23 protein-coding genes are annotated in these 17,121 nt (G+C 67.7%); 11 read left to right on the plus strand and 12 right to left on the minus strand.

Annotated features, from left to right (window positions below):
- The first annotated feature begins 25 nt into the window (after nt 1-25).
- Nucleotides 26-364 (plus strand): hypothetical protein, encoded by a 339-nt coding sequence (locus tag FBY21_RS27805; protein ID WP_044412584.1) that lies wholly within the window; start codon nt 26-28, stop codon nt 362-364.
- Nucleotides 365-377: 13 nt separating this feature from the next.
- Here FBY21_RS27805 and FBY21_RS27810 read toward each other — a convergent pair whose 3' ends face one another.
- The 4 genes from FBY21_RS27810 to FBY21_RS27825 form a co-directional block, all read right to left on the minus strand.
- Nucleotides 378-872 (minus strand): SprT family zinc-dependent metalloprotease, encoded by a 495-nt coding sequence (locus FBY21_RS27810; protein ID WP_074973557.1) that lies wholly within the window; start codon nt 870-872, stop codon nt 378-380.
- 80 nt (nt 873-952) lie between these two features.
- Nucleotides 953-1,549 carry a Yip1 family protein gene (locus FBY21_RS27815; protein WP_142015576.1) on the minus strand — a complete coding sequence of 199 codons (597 nt, stop codon included), beginning with the start codon at nt 1,547-1,549 and terminating at the stop codon, nt 953-955.
- 150 nt (nt 1,550-1,699) lie between these two features.
- Complete coding sequence (locus FBY21_RS27820; protein ID WP_044412634.1) at nt 1,700-2,299, minus strand: Yip1 family protein; 600 nt, start codon at nt 2,297-2,299, stop codon at nt 1,700-1,702.
- A gap of 153 nt (nt 2,300-2,452) precedes the next feature.
- Nucleotides 2,453-3,046: a DNA-J related domain-containing protein gene (locus FBY21_RS27825; protein ID WP_142015580.1), complete on the minus strand. Its 594-nt coding sequence runs from the start codon at nt 3,044-3,046 to the stop codon at nt 2,453-2,455.
- Nucleotides 3,047-3,189: 143 nt separating this feature from the next.
- On the opposite strand from FBY21_RS27825, the gene ttcA reads away from it, so the two are divergent.
- From ttcA to FBY21_RS27865, 8 genes are all read left to right on the plus strand, one after another.
- On the plus strand, nt 3,190-4,014 hold the full coding sequence (gene ttcA, locus FBY21_RS27830) for a tRNA 2-thiocytidine(32) synthetase TtcA (protein ID WP_044412573.1): 825 nt from the start codon (nt 3,190-3,192) through the stop codon (nt 4,012-4,014).
- 12 nt (nt 4,015-4,026) lie between these two features.
- The gene (locus FBY21_RS27835) at nt 4,027-4,698 is read left to right on the plus strand and encodes a DNA-3-methyladenine glycosylase I (protein WP_142015584.1); all 672 of its coding nucleotides are present in this window, start codon (nt 4,027-4,029) and stop codon (nt 4,696-4,698) included.
- 30 nt (nt 4,699-4,728) lie between these two features.
- Entirely contained in the window at nt 4,729-5,502 is a 774-nt protein-coding gene (locus FBY21_RS27840) for an NAD-dependent deacylase (protein WP_044412566.1), read from the plus strand.
- Nucleotides 5,503-5,569: 67 nt separating this feature from the next.
- Nucleotides 5,570-6,163: a C40 family peptidase gene (locus tag FBY21_RS27845; protein ID WP_142015589.1), complete on the plus strand. Its 594-nt coding sequence runs from the start codon at nt 5,570-5,572 to the stop codon at nt 6,161-6,163.
- Between the two features lie 163 nt (nt 6,164-6,326).
- Nucleotides 6,327-6,857 carry a C40 family peptidase gene (locus FBY21_RS27850; protein ID WP_142015593.1) on the plus strand — a complete coding sequence of 177 codons (531 nt, stop codon included), beginning with the start codon at nt 6,327-6,329 and terminating at the stop codon, nt 6,855-6,857.
- A 21-nt stretch (nt 6,858-6,878) separates the two neighbouring features.
- Complete coding sequence (locus tag FBY21_RS27855) at nt 6,879-7,538, plus strand: O-methyltransferase (protein WP_142015596.1); 660 nt, start codon at nt 6,879-6,881, stop codon at nt 7,536-7,538.
- Nucleotides 7,539-7,541: 3 nt separating this feature from the next.
- Nucleotides 7,542-7,862 carry a hypothetical protein gene (locus tag FBY21_RS27860; protein WP_044412554.1) on the plus strand — a complete coding sequence of 107 codons (321 nt, stop codon included), beginning with the start codon at nt 7,542-7,544 and terminating at the stop codon, nt 7,860-7,862.
- A 59-nt stretch (nt 7,863-7,921) separates the two neighbouring features.
- Entirely contained in the window at nt 7,922-8,662 is a 741-nt protein-coding gene (locus FBY21_RS27865; protein ID WP_142015601.1) for an SIR2 family NAD-dependent protein deacylase, read from the plus strand.
- A 44-nt stretch (nt 8,663-8,706) separates the two neighbouring features.
- Here the strand turns inward: FBY21_RS27865 and lpcA are convergent, their stop codons facing one another.
- The 7 genes from lpcA to minC form a co-directional block, all read right to left on the minus strand.
- Nucleotides 8,707-9,294 (minus strand): D-sedoheptulose 7-phosphate isomerase, encoded by a 588-nt coding sequence (gene lpcA, locus FBY21_RS27870; protein ID WP_044412550.1) that lies wholly within the window; start codon nt 9,292-9,294, stop codon nt 8,707-8,709.
- Nucleotides 9,295-9,305: 11 nt separating this feature from the next.
- Nucleotides 9,306-10,595 carry a M18 family aminopeptidase gene (locus FBY21_RS27875; protein WP_069559737.1) on the minus strand — a complete coding sequence of 430 codons (1,290 nt, stop codon included), beginning with the start codon at nt 10,593-10,595 and terminating at the stop codon, nt 9,306-9,308.
- Between the two features lie 94 nt (nt 10,596-10,689).
- Nucleotides 10,690-11,265 (minus strand): class I SAM-dependent methyltransferase, encoded by a 576-nt coding sequence (locus FBY21_RS27880; RefSeq protein ID WP_142015604.1) that lies wholly within the window; start codon nt 11,263-11,265, stop codon nt 10,690-10,692.
- 3 nt (nt 11,266-11,268) lie between these two features.
- Entirely contained in the window at nt 11,269-11,904 is a 636-nt protein-coding gene (locus FBY21_RS27885) for an RluA family pseudouridine synthase (RefSeq protein WP_142015607.1), read from the minus strand.
- Between the two features lie 57 nt (nt 11,905-11,961).
- On the minus strand, nt 11,962-12,216 hold the full coding sequence (gene minE, locus FBY21_RS27890) for a cell division topological specificity factor MinE (protein ID WP_044412541.1): 255 nt from the start codon (nt 12,214-12,216) through the stop codon (nt 11,962-11,964).
- A complete protein-coding gene (minD, locus tag FBY21_RS27895; RefSeq protein ID WP_044412538.1) occupies nt 12,213-13,028 on the minus strand; it encodes a septum site-determining protein MinD in 816 nt (271 codons plus the stop codon). The genes minE and minD overlap by 4 nt, the downstream gene beginning before the upstream one ends.
- A gap of 102 nt (nt 13,029-13,130) precedes the next feature.
- A complete protein-coding gene (minC, locus tag FBY21_RS27900; protein ID WP_044412535.1) occupies nt 13,131-13,880 on the minus strand; it encodes a septum site-determining protein MinC in 750 nt (249 codons plus the stop codon).
- 138 nt (nt 13,881-14,018) lie between these two features.
- On the opposite strand from minC, the gene FBY21_RS27905 reads away from it, so the two are divergent.
- Together FBY21_RS27905 and FBY21_RS27910 are read left to right on the plus strand one after the other, a co-directional pair.
- Nucleotides 14,019-14,939, plus strand: a complete 921-nt coding sequence (locus FBY21_RS27905; RefSeq protein ID WP_142015610.1) for a lipid A biosynthesis lauroyl acyltransferase — start codon at nt 14,019-14,021, stop codon at nt 14,937-14,939.
- Between the two features lie 39 nt (nt 14,940-14,978).
- On the plus strand, nt 14,979-16,169 hold the full coding sequence (locus FBY21_RS27910; RefSeq protein ID WP_142015613.1) for a patatin-like phospholipase family protein: 1,191 nt from the start codon (nt 14,979-14,981) through the stop codon (nt 16,167-16,169).
- Here FBY21_RS27910 and FBY21_RS27915 read toward each other — a convergent pair.
- Nucleotides 16,166-17,014, minus strand: coding sequence for a pirin family protein (locus FBY21_RS27915; protein WP_142015616.1), 849 nt, complete (start codon nt 17,012-17,014; stop codon nt 16,166-16,168). The genes FBY21_RS27910 and FBY21_RS27915 overlap by 4 nt on opposite strands.
- Nucleotides 17,015-17,121: the final 107 nt, after the last annotated feature.

A 17,121-nucleotide genomic window follows, 5' to 3' on the forward strand; every position in this document is an offset into this window, starting at 1 on the left:
TCCTGGGCTACAGAGGGTGAAGTCGATGGTCTACGTACAACGAGACGAGCGGGGCCGGGTGCTGCGGGTGGAGCATGAGGCCTTCCCGGGGATGACCCACCGGGTGCCGGAAGCCGACCCGGAGGTGCGCAGCTGGCTGGCGAGCCGCTCGCTGCACGAGCACCTGTTGTCGCTGCAGCATTCGGACCTGGAGCTGGTGCGGGTCATCGAGGACCTGGTGAACGTGCTGGTGGACCGTGGGGTGATGCGCTTCACCGACCTGCCCGAGGCCGCGCGCAACAAGCTGCAGCACCGGGCCAACACCCGGGCGCAGGTAGAGGGGTTGTCGGGGCTGGTGCCGGATGACGGGGCGCTGCCGTATTGAGGGCAGGAACGGCCTATTCCTGTCGCTGCTCCCCGCTGAAGCGCAGGGTGGCCCGGCAGCGCCGGCAGAAGTAGCGGCGCCCTCGGCCGACCAGGGCGTGGCGCTGGGGCGAGAAGGGGAATTCGCCGTCGGGGCAGGCACACAGGTAGATGAAGCGGTTCACCGTGCGGCGCTGCACTTCGTAGCTGTGGCAGCGGTTGGGCGGCAGTTCGTAGACGCCGCGCATGATCAGCTGCCATTCCTCGCCGTGGGGCTGGATGCGCGGGCCGAACAGTTGATGGGCGACCAGGTGGGCGACTTCGTGGGCGACGGTCTGGCGCAGGAAGTCCTCGCGGTTCTCCCGGTACAGCTGCAGGTTGAAGCGCAGGCGGTTTTCGGTCAGGTGGGCGACGCCGGCCTTCTGGCCGCGCAGCTTGAAGCTGACCTCGGGGCGGGTGAACGGGCGTTGGAAGAAGGCTTCTGCCTGCTGGTAGCAGGCTTCGACGCGGGCGTGTAACTGCTCGGGCATAAGGGGCACTCCAGAGTGCGGCGATTATGCCCAAAGCGGTGGACGCCCGCTGCGTTCTCCTGCCGAGTGGTGCGACCGGGTCAGCGGTATTCCGGGGTCAGGTAGAGGAGCCAGTGGAGGATCACCGTTACCAGCACGTTCACCAGCACCAGCAGCCCGACGCCCCAGATCGAGGAGGCGTAGAGGAAGGCCTGCTCACGGTTCAGGCGCATGAACACCGGGGTGCCCAGGTAGAGCAGGACGCTGGCGTAGGCGCCGGCCAGGCCCAGGACCAGCACGGCCAGCCAGCGGGTGGGGTAGAGCGCGGCGAGCCCGGCGATGAACAGCGGGGTGGCGGTGTAGGCGACGAAGCCGACGCATTCGTTGAAGCCGGGGCGGGTTTCGAAGGCTCGCGCCATCCAGCGCACAAAGGCGCCCATCAGCAGGGTGCCGAGCACGGCGGCCAGGTACAGGCCGGCGCACAGCTCCAGGGCGCTGGCGGTGTCGAGGCGCACCACTTCGTCCTCGGCCAGGCTCCAGCCGACCACGGTGGTGCCGATGTAGAGGCTGATGGCAGGGATGAGGGCGAGCAGCAGCAGGTGCCCGAGGTAGTGCAGCGGGTTGCGGGTCTCCTGGGCGCGGATGTCCTGCCAGGCTTGTTCGGGGCGGGTGAAGAGGGTGAGCAGGTGCGGGGCCATGTCCGTCTCCTTCTATTCCGGTGGTCGGGCACGGGCCCGGTCTCGAAGGGTTGGAGGACGGCGGCGGGGGAGGTTTCAACGTTTCCGGCGAATGGTATGGCGCACAGCAAAGGGCCACCCCGTGGGGTGGCCCGGTTCACGGCAAGACGGTCAGCGGATGTAGACGGGGCCGACGCCCATGCCCCAGAGGATGACGGAGGTGGCGATCATGGCCACCAGCACCACCAGGCCCACCGCCAGCACGGAGCTGGAGAAGAGGAAGCCTTCGTCCTGCGGGATGTTCATGAAGGTCGGTATGCCCACGTAGAGCAGGTACACCGTGTAGCAGATGGCGGCGGTGCCGATGACCATGCCCAGCCACAAGTGCGGGTAGAGCGCGGCCAGGCCACCGATGAACAGCGGGGTGGCGGTGTAGGCGGCGAACACGATGCACTCGGTCAGGCTCGGCGAGGCGTCGTAGGTGCGCGCCATCCAGTGGATGAAGGCGCCCATGACGGCGACGCCGGCGAGCATGGCCAGGTAGGACAGCACCGTCATCTGCAGGGCGCTGGATGGTGTGAGTAGCACGGGGTCGCCCTTGCCGATCACCCAGCCGACCTGGGTGGTGCCGATGTAGGCGGAGATCGCGGGTATGGCAGCGAGGATCAGGATGTGGGTGAGGTACATGTGGCTGATGCTTTCTTCTTCGCCACGAATGTCCTGCCATTCCTGATCGGGATGGGTGAAGAGCCCCCAGACGTGATGGATCATGCTGAACACCTCCTCTCTTTTTATGAGACCGCCCCCTGTTCGGGGCGCGGGGTGCGGGCCTGCCGGTGGGCTGGGCCTGCGACCTTGTGTCGCAGTATAGGGCAGGCTGGAGGCCACGCAGCTCGGGGCTTTAGAGCAAATCGCGCTTAATCCTCAGTGGTAATAGCGTTGCAATATTTCCATCGCCTTGTTGATCGACTGCAGGCGGCTGGTGCTGCCGCCCCGGTCGGGGTGGTGCAGGCTGACCAGTTGGCGGTAGCGGCGGCGGATCACGGCGAGGTCCAGCGGGGCCTCGGTGTCCAGCTCGAACAGCTCCAGGGCGGCACGCTTCTCTTCGCCGCCCTGCATGCGCGTCCAGAAGCTGGCCAGCAGGCGGTCGACGTCGCGCTCGGTGGTGTCGCGCAGCTGGTTCATGTCCAGGTAGTAGGCGCGCAGCGGGTCGGGTTCCTCCAGGGCGGCCTCGCCGGCCTGGTAGGGCAGCAGCTGGATGTGCAGGGCGCCGATGGCCAGCCAGCCGCTGCGCTCGGCCAGCAGGCGGTCGCGCAGACGATAGAGGGCGTTGAACAGCAGGAAGTGGGTGCGGAACAGCACCAGGTGGTCGTTCAGGCCGAGCTGGGGGATGTGGGTGCTGTGACCGGCCTTGAGGCGCTTGATCAGCTCGAACTCGCCGAGGCCGTCGGGGGCGGCGCGCAGCAGGTCGAGCACCTGGTCGGCGAGGTCCTGGGTGGGGTCGAGGTCGTGATTCATCGGGCGAGCCTAGCAGGTTGTGCTGCAAGGGGAATGCGACGCGGGCCGCAGGTGGTCGCCCGGGCTCTGGAGGGGCTGGGGCGGCGCGTGCTTTGTGCGTAAAATGGCCAGCTTTTCGCATCGCACCCGGACTCCAGAGCACCATGGGCACCCTTTCGGTCAACCAGAACAAGCTGCAGAAACGCATCCGTCGCCAGGCCGGCGAGGCCATCGCCGACTTCAACATGATCGAGGACGGCGACAAGGTGATGGTCTGCCTGTCCGGCGGCAAGGACAGCTACACCATGCTGGACGTGCTGCTGTACCTGCAGAAGGTCGCGCCGATCAAGTTCGAGATCGTCGCCGTGAACATGGACCAGAAGCAGCCGGGCTTCCCCGAGCACGTGCTGCCGCAGTACCTGGAATCCATCGGCGTGCCGTACCACATCATCGAGAAGGACACCTACTCGGTGGTGAAGGAGAAGATCCCGGAGGGCAAGACCACCTGCTCGCTGTGCTCGCGCCTGCGCCGGGGCACTCTTTATACGTACGCCGACGAGATCGGGGCGACCAAGATGGCGCTGGGGCACCACCGCGACGACATCCTGGAGACCTTCTTCCTCAACATGTTCTACGGCGGCACCCTGAAGGCGATGCCGCCGAAGCTGCTGGCCGACGACGGGCGCAACGTGGTGATCCGCCCGCTGGCGTACTGCAACGAGGCGGACATCGAGGCCTACTCGCGGCTGAAGGAGTTCCCGATCATCCCGTGCAACCTGTGCGGCTCCCAGGAGAACCTGCAGCGCCAGGTGGTGAAGGAGATGCTCAACGAGTGGGAGCGCAAGTCGCCGGGGCGTACCGAGATCATGTTCCGCGCCCTGCAGAACGTGGTGCCGTCGCAGCTGGCGGACCGCAACCTGTTCGACTTCGTCAACCTGCGCATCGACGAGACCGCCACGCCCCGTACCCTCGACCTGGTGAACCTCTGACGGAGCGCCTGCATGCGTGACTATCGCTGGCTGCGTGAGTACTGCCTGAACCGCTTCGGCTCTGCCGAGGCGCTGGAGGCGCGCCTGCCGCAGCCCCGCTCCGAGGGGGAGCTGCGCTCGATCCCCGATGACCGCTACCTGTCGCTGCTGGCGCTGCGGGTGTTCCGTGCCGGGCTCAAGCACAGCCTGGTGGATGCCAAGTGGCCGGCCTTCGAGGAGGTGTTCTTCGGCTTCGACCCGCAGAAGGTGGTGCTGATGAGCGCCGAGCACCTGGAGCGGCTGATGCAGGACACCCGGCTGATCCGCCACCTGGGCAAGCTCAAGAGCGTGCCGCGCAACGCCCAGTTCGTGCTGGACGTGGTGCGGGAGAAGGGCTGCTTCGGGGCGCTGATCGCCGACTGGCCGGTGACCGATGTGGTCGGCCTGTGGAAGTACCTGGCCAAGCACGGCAACCAGTTGGGCGGGCTGTCGGCGCCGCGCTTCCTGCGGATGGCCGGCAAGGACACCTTCATCCCCACCGACGACATGGTGGCGGCGTTGAAGGCCCAGGGCGTGATCGACAAGGCGCCCACCAGCCAGAAAGACCTGGCCCTGGTGCAGGCGGCGTTCAACCGCTGGCACGAGGAAAGCGGCCGACCGCTGTGCCAGCTCTCGGTGATGCTGGCGCATACCGTCAACCATTGATCGAGGCCGCAAGGCCAGGGAGTGCAGCCGATGGACCTGAGCAGCCGAATCCGCCGCGTCGCCGAGGCCCTGTCGCGGGCCGAGCGCATCCTGGTGATCACGGGGGCGGGCCTTTCGGCGGACTCCGGCCTGCCGACCTACCGCGGGCTGGGCGGGCTCTACAACGGCGTGACGGAGGAGGGCATCCCGATCGAGGAGGCCATCTCCGGGCCGATGCTGCAGCGCGACCCGGCGTTGTGCTGGAAGTACCTCGCCCTGCTGGGGCGCGCCTGCCTGGCTGCCCGCCCCAATGGAGGGCACCGAGCCATCGCCCGCTTGCAGGCGCTCAAGCCCCAGTGCTGGGTGCTGACCCAGAACATCGACGGCTATCACCGCCAGGCGGGCTCGCCGGCGGAGCGGCTGATCGAGATCCACGGGGAGATGGCGCCGCTGTTCTGCCAGTCCTGCGGCCGGGAGAGCGACCACGTGTCGCAGTACCTGGAACGGGAATTGCCTCCCCGTTGCGACGGGTGCGGTGGTATCCTCCGCCCCCCTGTCGTGCTGTTCGGCGAAATGTTGCCGGAACACGCCATCGACACCCTCTACGCGCAACTGCGCCAGGGCTTCGATGCGGTGCTTGCAGTGGGCACCACGGCTGGCTTCCCGTACATTTCCGAGCCCGTCCTGCGCACGCGCCAGCAGGGCGGCTTCACGGCGGAGATCAACCCCGCCGTCACCGATCTCTCCCCCGTCGTCGATGTTCATCTCAAGGGTCGCGCCTTAGATGTTCTGGAAGAACTCCTGAGTCACATTTCGATCGATTAAATTTGCAAATCAGATCGATAGAGGGCATAGTCGCGCCTTCATTCAAAAAATCGACACGGTCGTGCCCATGCTCAAGCGCTTCGCACCCCTCGTGCCCCTCGCATTCGCTATTTTGTTGACCGCCTGCGCCGGTGTTTCGCCCAAGCCGCAATCGGTCGCCATCCAGGAACCCCAGGTCGAAGAACCGACCGCCCAGGAACTGGCTGATTTCACCGACGACAAGCCCTACGAGCTGCCGTCGCTGGCTGATGGCCTCCTGGAACGTGGCTTCGAACTGATCGGCACGCCCTACCGCTTCGGTGGCCGTTCCGAGAAGACCGGTTTCGATTGCAGCGGTTTCGTCGGCTTCCTGTTCAAGGAAGAGGCGGGCATCCAGCTGCCGCGCTCCACGCGCGAAATGATCAACCTCGACGCCCCGCTGGTTTCCCGCAATGAGCTGAAGCCCGGTGACATCGTCTTCTTCAACAACCGTGGCCGTGGTCGCGTCAGCCATGCCGGCATCTACATCGGCGACGACCAGTTCATCCACTCCTCCAGCCACCGCAGCGGTGGTGTGCGGGTAGACAGCCTGGATGACCGCTACTGGAGCGCCAGCTACATGGAAGCCAAACGCGTACTCGCCCAGGCTTCCCCGCAGCCGACCCACCCGCTGCACCGCTGATCGATCTGCTCACCTGACGGCCCGGACATTGTCCGGGCCGTTTCGTTTGTGGCATCCGTTGCCGGTCGTCGCTGGGGCCGCGCTGAAAGATGGCTTTTTGCTTGCATTATTCGAACTGGATCAGCACATTAGCGTGCAAACCTCAAGTCGGGACTGACTTGCCATGCGCGCCTTCCTCCGTTTTTCCCTCATCGCCCTGGCTGCCACCCTCGCTGCCTGCTCCGGCCACGCCCCGACTCCCGAGCCCGTCTACACCCCGCCCGTCTTCAGCAATGCCCAGAGTTCGCCCGAGGCCGAGGACGTGCTGTTCCGCGCGCTGGGCCTGGTGGGCACGCCCTACCGCTACGGCGGCAACACCCCCGACAGCGGGTTCGATTGCAGCGGCCTGATCGGCTACGTGTACCGCGACGCCGCTGGCATCCAGCTGCCGCGCTCGACCCGCGAGCTGATCGCCATGCGGGCGCCCTACGTGGGGCAGGATGCGCTGCAGAGCGGTGACCTGGTGTTCTTCGCCACCAATGGCGGCGGCCAGGTCAGCCATGCCGGCATCTATGTCGGCGAAGGGCGCTTCGTCCACGCGCCGTCGAGCGGTGGAACGGTGCGTCTGGACAGCCTGTCCAACCGCTACTGGCAGAAGAGCTACCTGAATGCCAAGCGCGTGCTGGCGGAGCCGAGGCTGGCCCGCACTCCCTGACGGCTTACCTGCGGTCCCGCCATGACCAACCGAACCCTGGCCCTCGACGACGCCCTCCACCGCTACCTCCTCGATGTCAGCCTGCGCGAGTCGCCCCTGCTGGAGCGCCTGCGTGCCGAAACGGCTGCCCTGCCGACGGCCAACTGGCAGATCGCCCCGGAGCAGGGCCAGTTCATGGCATTGCTGGTGCGCCTCATGGGCGCGCGGCGCATTCTCGAGGTCGGCACCTACACCGGCTACAGCGCCCTGGTGATGGCTGAGGCGCTGCCCGAGGACGGCCGGGTGGTCTGCCTGGACCGGGCGGGGGATTACCACGCCATTGCCCGGCGCTACTGGCACGAGGCCGGCGTCGAGGCGCGCATCCAGCTGCGCACAGGCGAAGCCCTGGCCTGCCTGGAGGCGCTTGAGCGGGAAGGGGGTAGGGCGTTCGACCTGGCCTTCATCGATGCCGACAAGGCCAACTACCCGCGCTACCTGGAGCATGCCTTGCGCCTGGTGCGTCGCGGCGGGCTGGTGTTGTTCGACAACGTGCTGTGGAGCGGCCGTGTGCTGCAGGCCGAGCCCGACAGTGACGACACCCGTGGCATCCAGGCGCTCAACCGTGCCTTGAAGACGGATCCGCGGGTGGAGGTCAGCCTGCTGCCCCTGGGTGATGGCCTGACCCTGTGCCGCAAGCGCTGAGCCATGGCCGACGTCATCCGCCTGCCACCCCAGCCCGAGGCCTGTGAGCTCTGCGGGCGCGCCACGCTGCTGACCCGCCACCACCTCATTCCCAAGGCGCTCCACGACAAGCCCTACGTGCGCAAGCGCTTCGACCGCAGCGAGCGCATCACCGCGACCCTCTGGGTCTGCCGGCCCTGCCACAACCAGATCCACCGGCTGTTCACCGAGAAGGAGCTGGCGCTCACCTACAACACCCGCGAAGCGCTGATGGCCCACGCGGACCTGCGCACCTTCGTCGATTGGCTGGCCACCAAGCCGCCGGGGTTCTCGCCGCGTCACTGACGCCGTTTTTCGGCCTGACCGAAGCGGGCACAATGGCGCTTTTGACCGAGGTGCCCGGAATGCCGCCGATCCCCGCCGAACTGACCCAACGCCTTGCCCGCAGCCAGCGCCTGGTGATCTTCACCGGGGCCGGGGTGTCTGCGGAAAGCGGGATCCCCACCTTCCGTGAGGCTCAGACCGGCCTCTGGGCACGCTACAACCCCGAGCAACTGGCCAGCCCCGACGGGTTCCGGGCGGACCCGCAACTGGTCTGGGACTGGTACGCCTGGCGCCGACAGCGCTGCCTGGAGGCGCAGCCCAACCCCGCGCACCGGGCCATCGCCGCCCTGCAGCAGCGCCTGCCGGGAACCGAGCTGATCACCCAGAACGTCGATGGCCTGCATGCACGGACCGGCAGCACGGGGTTGCTGGAATTGCACGGCAACATCCACCAGCTGCACTGCTTCCGCTGCGGAGCCAAGGGCGGCGAATGGCCTGAGGAGGCGGGGCCGGTGCCGCGTTGCGCGTGCGGCGGGCTGTTGCGCCCCTCGGTGGTGTGGTTCGGCGAGAACCTGCCGGCGCCCGTGCTGGCCAAGGCGGTGCAGGCCAGCGAGGCGGCCGACCTGTTCCTCAGCATCGGCACCTCCAGCCTGGTCTACCCGGCGGCGGAGCTGCCCTACCTGGCCCGGCACCAGGGTGCCTACCTGGTGGAGATCAACCCTCAGCCGACGCCCCTCAGCGCCCATGCTGACCTGTGCCTGCACGGCTCGGCGGGCGAGGTGCTGCCGGCCCTGCTGGCGAGCCTCGATCAGCCGGAGTAGGGAGGGATGCGCCGCTGTGGCCATGCCACAGCGGTGCGAGAGGGTCAGGCGTAATTCTGCGGAGCCAGCTTGCGTTCGACCAGCTCGATGAGGATGTGCACCACCTTGATGTGCAGCTCCTGCACGCGGTCGGCGAAGTCGCCGCCCGGCGCGCAGACGCACACGTCCGCCAGGGCTTCCAGTTGCGAGCCGGGCTTGCCGGTCAGGGCGATGACCTTCACGCCCAGCGCCTTGGCGGCTTCGGCGGCCTTGATCACGTTCGGGCTGCGGCCGCTGGTGCTGAAGGCCAGCAGCACGTCGCCTTCGCGGCCGTGGGACTCGATGTAGCGGGAGAAGATGTGGTCGTAGCCGAAGTCATTGGCGACGCAGCTGATGTGGCTGGCGTCGCTGATGGAGATGGCGGCGATCCCCGGGCGGTTCTTGCGGTAGCGCCCGGTCAGCTCCTCGGCGAAGTGCATGGCGTCGCACATCGAGCCACCGTTGCCGCAGGAGAACGCCTTGCCCTTGTTCTCGAAGCTGGCGACCAGCAGGTCGGCGGCCCGTTCGATGTTGCGCAGGGTCGCCTCGTTGTCGATGAAGGCGTCCAGGGCGCGCCTGGCTTCCTCCAGGCTGTTGCGGATGTGGCTCAGCATGGTGACTCCCTTCAGGGCAGATCGTGGCTGGAGTAGAACGCGGACAGCACCTTCACCAGGTGCGCCAGGTCATGGCTGCCGGCCAGTTCGCGGATGGAGTGCATGGCGAAGGTGGGCAGGCCGATGTCCACGGTGCGCACGCCCAGCTGGCTGGCGGTGATGGGGCCGATGGTGGAGCCGCAACCCATGTCGCTGCGGGTGACGAAGCTCTGCACCGGCACTTCGTTCTCCAGGCACAGGTGGCGGAAGAACCCGGCGGTCTCGCTGTTGGTGGCGTAGCGCTGGTTGCTGTTGATCTTGATCACCGGGCCGGCGTTGAGCTTGGGCCCGTGGTTGCCGTCGTGCTTGTCGGCGTAGTTGGGGTGCACGCCGTGGGCGTTGTCGGCGGAGACCAGCAGCGAGCGCTGGATCACCCGGGCGAAGGTGTCGCCTTCGGGCAGCAGGCGGCGCAGCACCTGCTCCAGGAAGGGGCCGTCGGCGCCGCAGGCGGAGCAGGAGCCCACTTCCTCGTGGTCGGTGCAGACCAGCACGCAGCTTTCGTCGCCCTCGGCGGCCAGCAGGGCCTGCAAGCCGGCGTAGCAGGAGAGCAGGTTGTCCAGGCGGGCGCCGGCGATGAAGTCACCGCCCAGGCCGATCACGGCGGCGTCCTGGGTGTCGTAGAAGCTCAGCTCGTAGTCGAGCACGGCATCGGCGGTGACGCCGTGTTCCAGGGTCAGCTGTTCGGCCAGCAGGTCACGGAATTCGCGGGTCTCGCCGGTGGCCAACTGGGCCAGGATCGGCGGCAGCTCGGTTTGCGGGTTGATCGCCCAGCCCTGGTTGGCCTCGCGGTTGAGGTGGATGGCCAGGTTGGGGATGACGGCGATGGGGGCCTGGAAGTCCACCAGCTGGCTTTCCACGCGCCCGGCGGAGCGGTAGGTGACGCGGCCGGCGATGGACAGGTCGCGGTCGAACCAGGGCGCCAGCAGGGCGCCGCCGTAGACTTCCACGCCCAGTTGCCAGAAGCCCTGGCGGTGCAGCTCGGGGTTGGGCTTGATGCGCAGGCACGGGCTGTCGGTATGGGCGCCGACCAGGCGCAGGCCGCCTTCGAGGGGCGCGCGCTTGCCGAGGCGTACGGCGATCAGCGAGGAGTCGTTGCGGGTCACGTAGTAGCGACCACCGGCTTCGGCACGCCAGGCTTCGCGCTCATCCAGATGCACGTAGCCGGCGGCTTCCAGGCGCTTGGCCAGGCTGCGGGTGGCATGGAAAGGGGTAGGCGAGGCCTTGAGGAAATCGATCAGGCCCTGGTTCAACTCTTCGCGCATAAAACACTCCAGGCGGCAGTGGGCCGGAGTTTATCCCATCAGGCTCGGGGTTTAGCAGGCGAAGGGCGATGAATTTTGGCCAGCGGGGCGATAGTCACGGGCGCCGTGCGATCAGGCCGTACAGGTGCCAGTGCTTGGTGCGGCCTCGGGCAGTGGTGCCGTCGCGGTCGATTTCCTCCAGGTGCAGCACCTCCCAGCCGGCCAGCAGGGCGTCCAGTTGCGTGCGGGTGAAGGTGCAGACCTCGGGGCTGGCCCAGTCGTCGCGCTCGCCCAGCAGGTTGCCGCAGAACAGCCCGCCGCCGGCCAGTGCCCGCTCGATGCGGTGCCACAGGCCGGGGAACTGCGTCGGGGCGCAGAAGGGCAGGGCGAAGGCGCTGTTCACCAGGTGGGCGGCGGGCAGCTCGGTGTGTTCGAAGGGTTCGCAACGGGTTTGCAGGCGAGGCGCCCAGGCGGGGTCGAGCTGGGCCTGGAGGCGCTCCAGGGCTTCGGCGGCCCTGTCCACCGCCAGCACCTGCCAGCCCCGGCGCAGCAGCTCCAGGCTGTCGCGCCCGGCGCCGCAGCCCAGGTCGATGGCCAGGCCATCGGTGCGGCCGAGGAGTTCCAGGGCCTTGAGCAGTTCGGGCCAGGGCGGTGCCCCCTGGGTGCGGTCGTAGTAGAGGCGGTCGGCCATTGCTCAGAACGGTGCGGGGCACTCGAAGCGCAGGCGCTCGCCGCTCACCGGGTGGGTGAAGGCGAGCATGCTGGCGTGCAGGCACAGGCGTTCGTGGGCGGCCAGGGCTTCGTCGTGGGCGTACAGGCGGTCCCCCAGCAACGGATGGCCGATGGCGAGCATGTGCACGCGCAACTGGTGGGAGCGGCCGGTCACCGGGGTCAGTTCGACCCGGCAGTGGTTGTCGCAGCGTTCCAGCACGCGCCAGAAGGTCAGGGCGTGGCGGCCCTGCTCGTGGTCCACCACGTGGCGTGGCTTGGTCGGCGGGTCGTAGCGCAGGGGCAGTTCGATGCGCCCGCTGTCCTGCTCCGGCTGGCCCCAGCACAGGGCGGTGTAGGCCTTCTCGGTCTCGCGGTCATGGAACTGGCGGGACAGCTCGCGGTGGCTGTCCGGGTCACGGGCCAGCAGGATGATGCCCGAGGTCTCCCAGTCCAGCCGGTGCACGATCAGCGCCTCCGGGTAGCCGTTCTGCTGCAGGCGGGTGATCAGGCAGTCCTTGTTGTCCTCGGCACGGCCGGGGACGGACAGCAGCAGCGTCGGTTTGTTGATGACCAGGAAGGCCGGGTCCTGGTGGAGTATCTGGATCTGCGAGAGGGGCATCTGGGGTACCGGAAATGACGACGGCGGCCGAGGCCGCCGTCCTTGCTCACCCGCCGATCAACGATCGGGGAGGGTGATGTTCAGCTCGAGGATGGAGCAGTTGCCCTGGTCCTCCAGCATGACCTGGACCTGGTCCTGGTCGATGTTGACGTATTTGCGGATCACCTCCACGAGCTCCTTCTGCAGGGCCGGCAGGTAGTCCGGCTGACTGCGTTGGCCACGCTCGTGGGCCACGATGATCTGAAGTCGTTCTTTAGCGATCGAAGCGCTGCTCTGCTTCTTCCGCTCGCGAAAGAAGTCAAGAATGTTCATTCACGGCCTCCAAAAAGGCGTTGCAGGAATCCTTTCTTCTGCACATCGAGGAAGCGGTGAGGCAGTTCCTTTCCGAGCAGGCGGTCGACGGCATCGCTGTACGCCTGACCGGCGTCGCTCTGATCGTCGAGGATGACCGGAATGCCCTGGTTGGATGCCTTGAGCACCGCCTGGGATTCCGGGATGACGCCCAGCAGGCGGATGGCGAGGATTTCCTCGACGTCCTCCACGCCCAGCATTTCGCCCTTGGTGACGCGTTCAGGGTCGTAACGGGTGAGCAGCAGGCGCTCCTTGATCGGCTCCTCGCCCTTCTCGGCGCGGCGGGACTTGCTGGCCAGCAGGCCGAGCATGCGATCGGAGTCGCGCACCGAGGAGACTTCGGGGTTGGTCACCACGATGGCCTCGTCGGCGTAGTACATGGCCAGGTGGGCGCCCTTCTCGATGCCGGCGGGGGAGTCGCAGACCACGTATTCGAAGCTCTGTGCCAGCTCTTCGATGACCTTGCCGACGCCTTCGATGGTCAGGGCGTCCTTGTCACGGGTCTGGCTGGCGGCCAGGACGTAGAGGTTGTCGAGGCGCTTGTCCTTGATCAGGGCCTGGGTGAGGGAGGCTTCGCCGTTGATGACGTTGACGAAGTCGTACACCACGCGGCGCTCGCAACCCATGATCAGGTCCAGGTTACGCAGGCCGACGTCGAAGTCGACGATGACGGTTTTGTGGCCGCGCAGTGCGAGGCCGGTGCCGATGGCGGCGCTGGTGGTGGTTTTGCCGACGCCACCCTTGCCGGACGTGACAACGAGGATCTTGGCCAAGGTGATTCACCCCAAAGAAGATAGAAATGGCGGGTAGCCTGCAGGCCCGGGATCGGCCGTCCTGGCGCCCGTTCAGGTCCCTTAAAATCGCGGCAGTATCCGTTAAAGGCGGGTGATGTTCAACACATCCCCCGACAGGCTGACCTGCACGGAATGGCCCCATGACGGATCGCGGCGCAGGTCCTCCGCGACCTTGTACTGGCCAGCCACCGAAACCAGTTCGGCGGCCAGTTGCTGGCAGAAGATCCGCGCCTGGGTATTGCCCTTGATGCCGGCCAGGGCGCGGCCTCGCATCGGGCCGTACACATGGATGTTGCCATCGGCCAGAAGTTCCGCACCCGGGCTCACCGGGGCGAGCACCACCAGGTCTCCACCGGGGGCGTAGACCTGCTGGCCGCCGCGCACCGGCGTGGTCACCAGCTTGGTGGGGCGGACCACCGGCTCCGGCGGCTTCTCGGGGGCTTTCTCTTCCTTCTTCACGGCGCCGGGCTCAACCGGGTCGATGGGGCGCTCGCGGGCGCCGGAGGGCGGCAGCACCGGCAGGTCCAGGGCATTGGCGGCCGCGACGTCCTGCTCGCGGCTGGCACGGATGGCCAGGGTGCGCAGGCCGTGGCGACGGCAGATTTCCATCAGCGCCGGCAGGTCCAGCTCGCCTTCGCCCTCGGGCAGCTTGTCCAGGGCCATGACCAGGGGCGTGTTCTGGAAGAAGTTGGGGGCCTGGGCGACCTTGTCCGCGAGCTGGCGATCCAGCCGTTCGAGGTCGTTGTGCGCCAGCTCCATCACGGTGATGGCGAGCATGCTGCCCTTGAGTTGGAACACGGGATCTTGGTCGAGGAGGTCAGCTTGGCTCATGGTCGTTCTGCGGGGTTCGGTGGGCAGGACTTATAGCGATATCGACCCGCCGTCGCAACCCGGATTCCGTGCCGGGGAGGCCGAGCGGCGGGCAATTCTGTAGAATGCCGGCCCTTGTCGATCTGCTTCGGAATCCTGATGGAACGTCCCCGTTTCCGTGCCGCCTTCCTGCACCCGCGTTTCTGGCCGCTGTGGCTGGGCCTGGGGCTGCTCTGGCTGCTCACCCAACTGCCTTACCCGGTGCTGGTGCGCCTCGGGCGCGTGCTCGGGGGCTGGATGGGGCGGCTGGCCGGCTCGCGTCGGCGCATCGTCCGGCGCAACCTCGAGCTGTGCTTCCCGGCCATGACGGCGGAGGCCCGTGAGCGCTTGCTGCGGGAGAACTTCGCCTCCACCGGCATCGCCTTCTTCGAGATGGCCATGAGCTGGTGGTGGCCGGCCGCGCGCCTGCGTCGCCTGGCCCACATCGAAGGCCTGGAGCACCTGCAGCAGGCCCAGGCCGAAGGGCAGGGCGTGATCCTCATGGCCCTGCACTTCACCACCCTGGAGATCGGCGCGGCGCTGCTCGGCCAGGTGCACACCATCGACGGCATGTACCGCGAGCACAAGAACCCGTTGTTCGACTACATCCAGCGCCGGGGCCGCGAGCGCCACAACCTGGACGCCACCGCCATCGAGCGCGAGGACGTGCGCGCCATGCTCAAGGTGCTGCGTGCCGGCCGTGCCATCTGGTACGCGCCGGACCAGGACTACGGTGCCAAGCAGAGCCTGTTCGTGCCGCTGTTCGGCATCACCGCCGCCACCGTGACCGCCACCACCAAGTTCGCCCGCCTGGGCCGTGCCAGGGTGCTGCCCTTCACTCAGGAGCGGCTGGCCGATGGCTCGGGTTACCGCCTGGTGGTGCACCCGCCGCTGGCGGACTTTCCCGGCGAGAGCGAAGAGGCGGACTGCATCCGCATCAACCAGTGGATCGAGCAGGAGGTCAGCCGCCTGCCCGAGCAGTACCTGTGGGCGCACCGGCGCTTCAAGAGCCGGCCCGAGGGCGAGCCCAAGCTCTATTAGCGCTGGCCTACACTTGCGAGAAAAACAGCGGACGCCGCCATGACTTCGACCCCCGCCGCCACACCCGTCACAGGCCTGATCCTTTCCGGGGGTGGCGCCCGGGCGGCCTACCAGGTGGGGGTGCTGGCCGCCATCGCCGACCTGCTGCCGGATTCGGCGTGCAACCCCTTCCCGGTGATCGTCGGCACCTCCGCCGGTGCCATCAATGCCGTGGGCCTGGCCTGCGGCGCCCTGCACTTCAGCGAGGCGATCCGTCGCCTGACCGCCGTCTGGCAGGGCTTCGAGACGCACCAGGTGTACCGCAGCGACTGGCCCGGGGTGATGCGCCAGAGCCTGCGCTTCCTCGGCCACAGCCTGCTGGGCATGAACCGCCACTCGCCGGTGGCGCTGCTGGACAACGCGCCGCTGCGCACCCTGCTGGAGCGCGAGCTGGATTTCTCCGGCATCGCCGCCGCCATCCGCATGCGCCAGCTGCGTGCCGTGGCGGTGACCGCCTTCGGCTACGAGACCGGCCAGGCCGTGACCTTCTATCAAGGCCGCGCCACCATCGATCCCTGGTTCCGCCACCGCCGTGGCGGTGTGCCGACCCGGCTGAGCGTCGAGCACCTGATGGCCAGCGCCGCGATCCCGCTGATCTTCCCGCCGGTCAGGCTGCACCGCGAGTACTACGGCGATGGCGCGGTGCGCCAGTCGGCGCCCATCAGCCCGGCGCTGCACCTGGGCGCCAGCCGGGTGCTGGTGGTGGGGGTGAGCGGCAACCCCAGGGAGGACGCCCGTGACAACGGCATGGCCCGCCTCGGCACCGGCAACCCGCCGAGCCTCGCGCAGATCGGCGGGCACATGCTCAACAGCACCTTCATCGACAACCTGGAAAGCGACATCGAGCTGCTGGAACGGATCAACCAGCTCAGCCGGCTGATCCCCGACGAGGCTCACCGGCGCAGCCTGGGGATGAAGCCGGTGGAGGTGCTGGTGGTGTCGCCCAGCCGGCCGCTGGATGAAATCGCCGCGCGCCATCGGCGCGAGCTGCCCCGTGCCATCCGCACCTTCCTGCGCGGACCGGGCGCCACCAAGGCCAGTGGTGCCGGGGTGATCAGCTACCTGCTGTTCGAGGCTGGCTACTGCAACGAGCTGATCGAGCTGGGCTACCAGGACGCGATGGCGCAGAAGCTGGAGCTGCAGGCGTTCCTTGGCCTGGTCGAGGACGCCACGCTGCCCGAACCGGCCTAGCCGGCCAGGCGGCCGTCGCGGTAGTCGCGCAGCGCCTGTTCGATCTCCTCCCGGCTGTTCATCACGAAGGGCCCGTACTGCACGATGGGCTCGCCCAGCGGGCGGCCCGCCAGCAGCAGCACCTTCGCGCCCTCGCTGCTCGCCAGCTCGACTGCACCCTGTTCCGAAAGACGCGCCAGGCGCCCCTTGCCGACCGGGTTGCCGTTCACATGCAGCGCGCCTTCGTACACGTACAGCAGCACCCGCAGGCCGTCGGCCAGGTGCGGCGCTACCCGGCTGCCGGCGGGCAGGTGGAGGTCGAAGAGGTGGGGTTCGGTGTGCGGGCGCTGCACCGCACCGTCCTGTTGCACCTGGCCATCGTCGAAGCGACCGGCGATCACCCGTGCCTCGACCCCACCGGCCGTGCGCAGGTGTGGAATCTCGGCCGGGGCGAAGTCGCGGTAGCCGGGGTCGCCGAGCTTGTCCCTGGCCGGCAGGTTGAGCCAGATCTGGAAGCCGCGCATGACGCCCTCCTGCTGCTCCGGCATCTCGCTGTGGATGATGCCGCGCGCGGCCGTCATCCACTGCACGCCGCCGTTCTCCAGCAGGCCGACGTTGCCCAGGTGGTCTTCGTGGCGCATGCGCCCTTCGAGCATGTAGGTGATGGTCTCGAAGCCCCGGTGCGGGTGGGCGGGGAAGCCGGCGACGTAGTCGTCCGGGTTGGCCGAGCCGAACTCGTCGAACATCAGGAAGGGGTCGAAGCGCGGGATGCCCTGCTCGGCGAAGACGCGGATCAGGTTGACCCCGGCGCCGTCGGAAGCGGGCTGGCCGGGGCGTTGCTCAAGAAGCTGGCGATAGGTGCTCATGGGAGCCTCCCTGGATGACGGACCGGGCGATCCTAATCCAGGGAATTGAATGAATGGTGCGTGATTTTGCGTGATTTCAATCGAGGTGCTGGATGAGTGGCCGATGA

Origin of the sequence: Pseudomonas sp. SLBN-26 (genome assembly GCF_006715895.1) — a bacterium.
In the GTDB taxonomy this organism is placed as follows: Bacteria; Pseudomonadota; Gammaproteobacteria; order Pseudomonadales; family Pseudomonadaceae; genus Metapseudomonas; species Metapseudomonas otitidis.

Coding starts and splice junctions, on each gene's coding strand:
- minE (WP_044412541.1), bottom strand. CDS start 12,216: ATGAACATTCTTGACTTCTTTCGCGAGCGGAAGAAGCAGAGCAGCGCT.
- FBY21_RS27905 (WP_142015610.1), top strand. CDS start 14,019: ATGGAACGTCCCCGTTTCCGTGCCGCCTTCCTGCACCCGCGTTTCTGG.
- ttcA (WP_044412573.1), top strand. CDS start 3,190: ATGGGCACCCTTTCGGTCAACCAGAACAAGCTGCAGAAACGCATCCGT.
- FBY21_RS27810 (WP_074973557.1), bottom strand. CDS start 872: ATGCCCGAGCAGTTACACGCCCGCGTCGAAGCCTGCTACCAGCAGGCA.
- FBY21_RS27865 (WP_142015601.1), top strand. CDS start 7,922: ATGCCGCCGATCCCCGCCGAACTGACCCAACGCCTTGCCCGCAGCCAG.
- FBY21_RS27845 (WP_142015589.1), top strand. CDS start 5,570: ATGCTCAAGCGCTTCGCACCCCTCGTGCCCCTCGCATTCGCTATTTTG.
- FBY21_RS27850 (WP_142015593.1), top strand. CDS start 6,327: ATGCGCGCCTTCCTCCGTTTTTCCCTCATCGCCCTGGCTGCCACCCTC.
- FBY21_RS27825 (WP_142015580.1), bottom strand. CDS start 3,046: ATGAATCACGACCTCGACCCCACCCAGGACCTCGCCGACCAGGTGCTC.
- minC (WP_044412535.1), bottom strand. CDS start 13,880: ATGAGCCAAGCTGACCTCCTCGACCAAGATCCCGTGTTCCAACTCAAG.
- FBY21_RS27860 (WP_044412554.1), top strand. CDS start 7,542: ATGGCCGACGTCATCCGCCTGCCACCCCAGCCCGAGGCCTGTGAGCTC.
- FBY21_RS27875 (WP_069559737.1), bottom strand. CDS start 10,595: ATGCGCGAAGAGTTGAACCAGGGCCTGATCGATTTCCTCAAGGCCTCG.
- FBY21_RS27835 (WP_142015584.1), top strand. CDS start 4,027: ATGCGTGACTATCGCTGGCTGCGTGAGTACTGCCTGAACCGCTTCGGC.
- lpcA (WP_044412550.1), bottom strand. CDS start 9,294: ATGCTGAGCCACATCCGCAACAGCCTGGAGGAAGCCAGGCGCGCCCTG.
- FBY21_RS27820 (WP_044412634.1), bottom strand. CDS start 2,299: ATGATCCATCACGTCTGGGGGCTCTTCACCCATCCCGATCAGGAATGG.
- FBY21_RS27910 (WP_142015613.1), top strand. CDS start 14,979: ATGACTTCGACCCCCGCCGCCACACCCGTCACAGGCCTGATCCTTTCC.
- FBY21_RS27840 (WP_044412566.1), top strand. CDS start 4,729: ATGGACCTGAGCAGCCGAATCCGCCGCGTCGCCGAGGCCCTGTCGCGG.
- FBY21_RS27915 (WP_142015616.1), bottom strand. CDS start 17,014: ATGAGCACCTATCGCCAGCTTCTTGAGCAACGCCCCGGCCAGCCCGCT.
- FBY21_RS27885 (WP_142015607.1), bottom strand. CDS start 11,904: ATGCCCCTCTCGCAGATCCAGATACTCCACCAGGACCCGGCCTTCCTG.
- FBY21_RS27805 (WP_044412584.1), top strand. CDS start 26: ATGGTCTACGTACAACGAGACGAGCGGGGCCGGGTGCTGCGGGTGGAG.
- FBY21_RS27815 (WP_142015576.1), bottom strand. CDS start 1,549: ATGGCCCCGCACCTGCTCACCCTCTTCACCCGCCCCGAACAAGCCTGG.
- FBY21_RS27880 (WP_142015604.1), bottom strand. CDS start 11,265: ATGGCCGACCGCCTCTACTACGACCGCACCCAGGGGGCACCGCCCTGG.
- FBY21_RS27855 (WP_142015596.1), top strand. CDS start 6,879: ATGACCAACCGAACCCTGGCCCTCGACGACGCCCTCCACCGCTACCTC.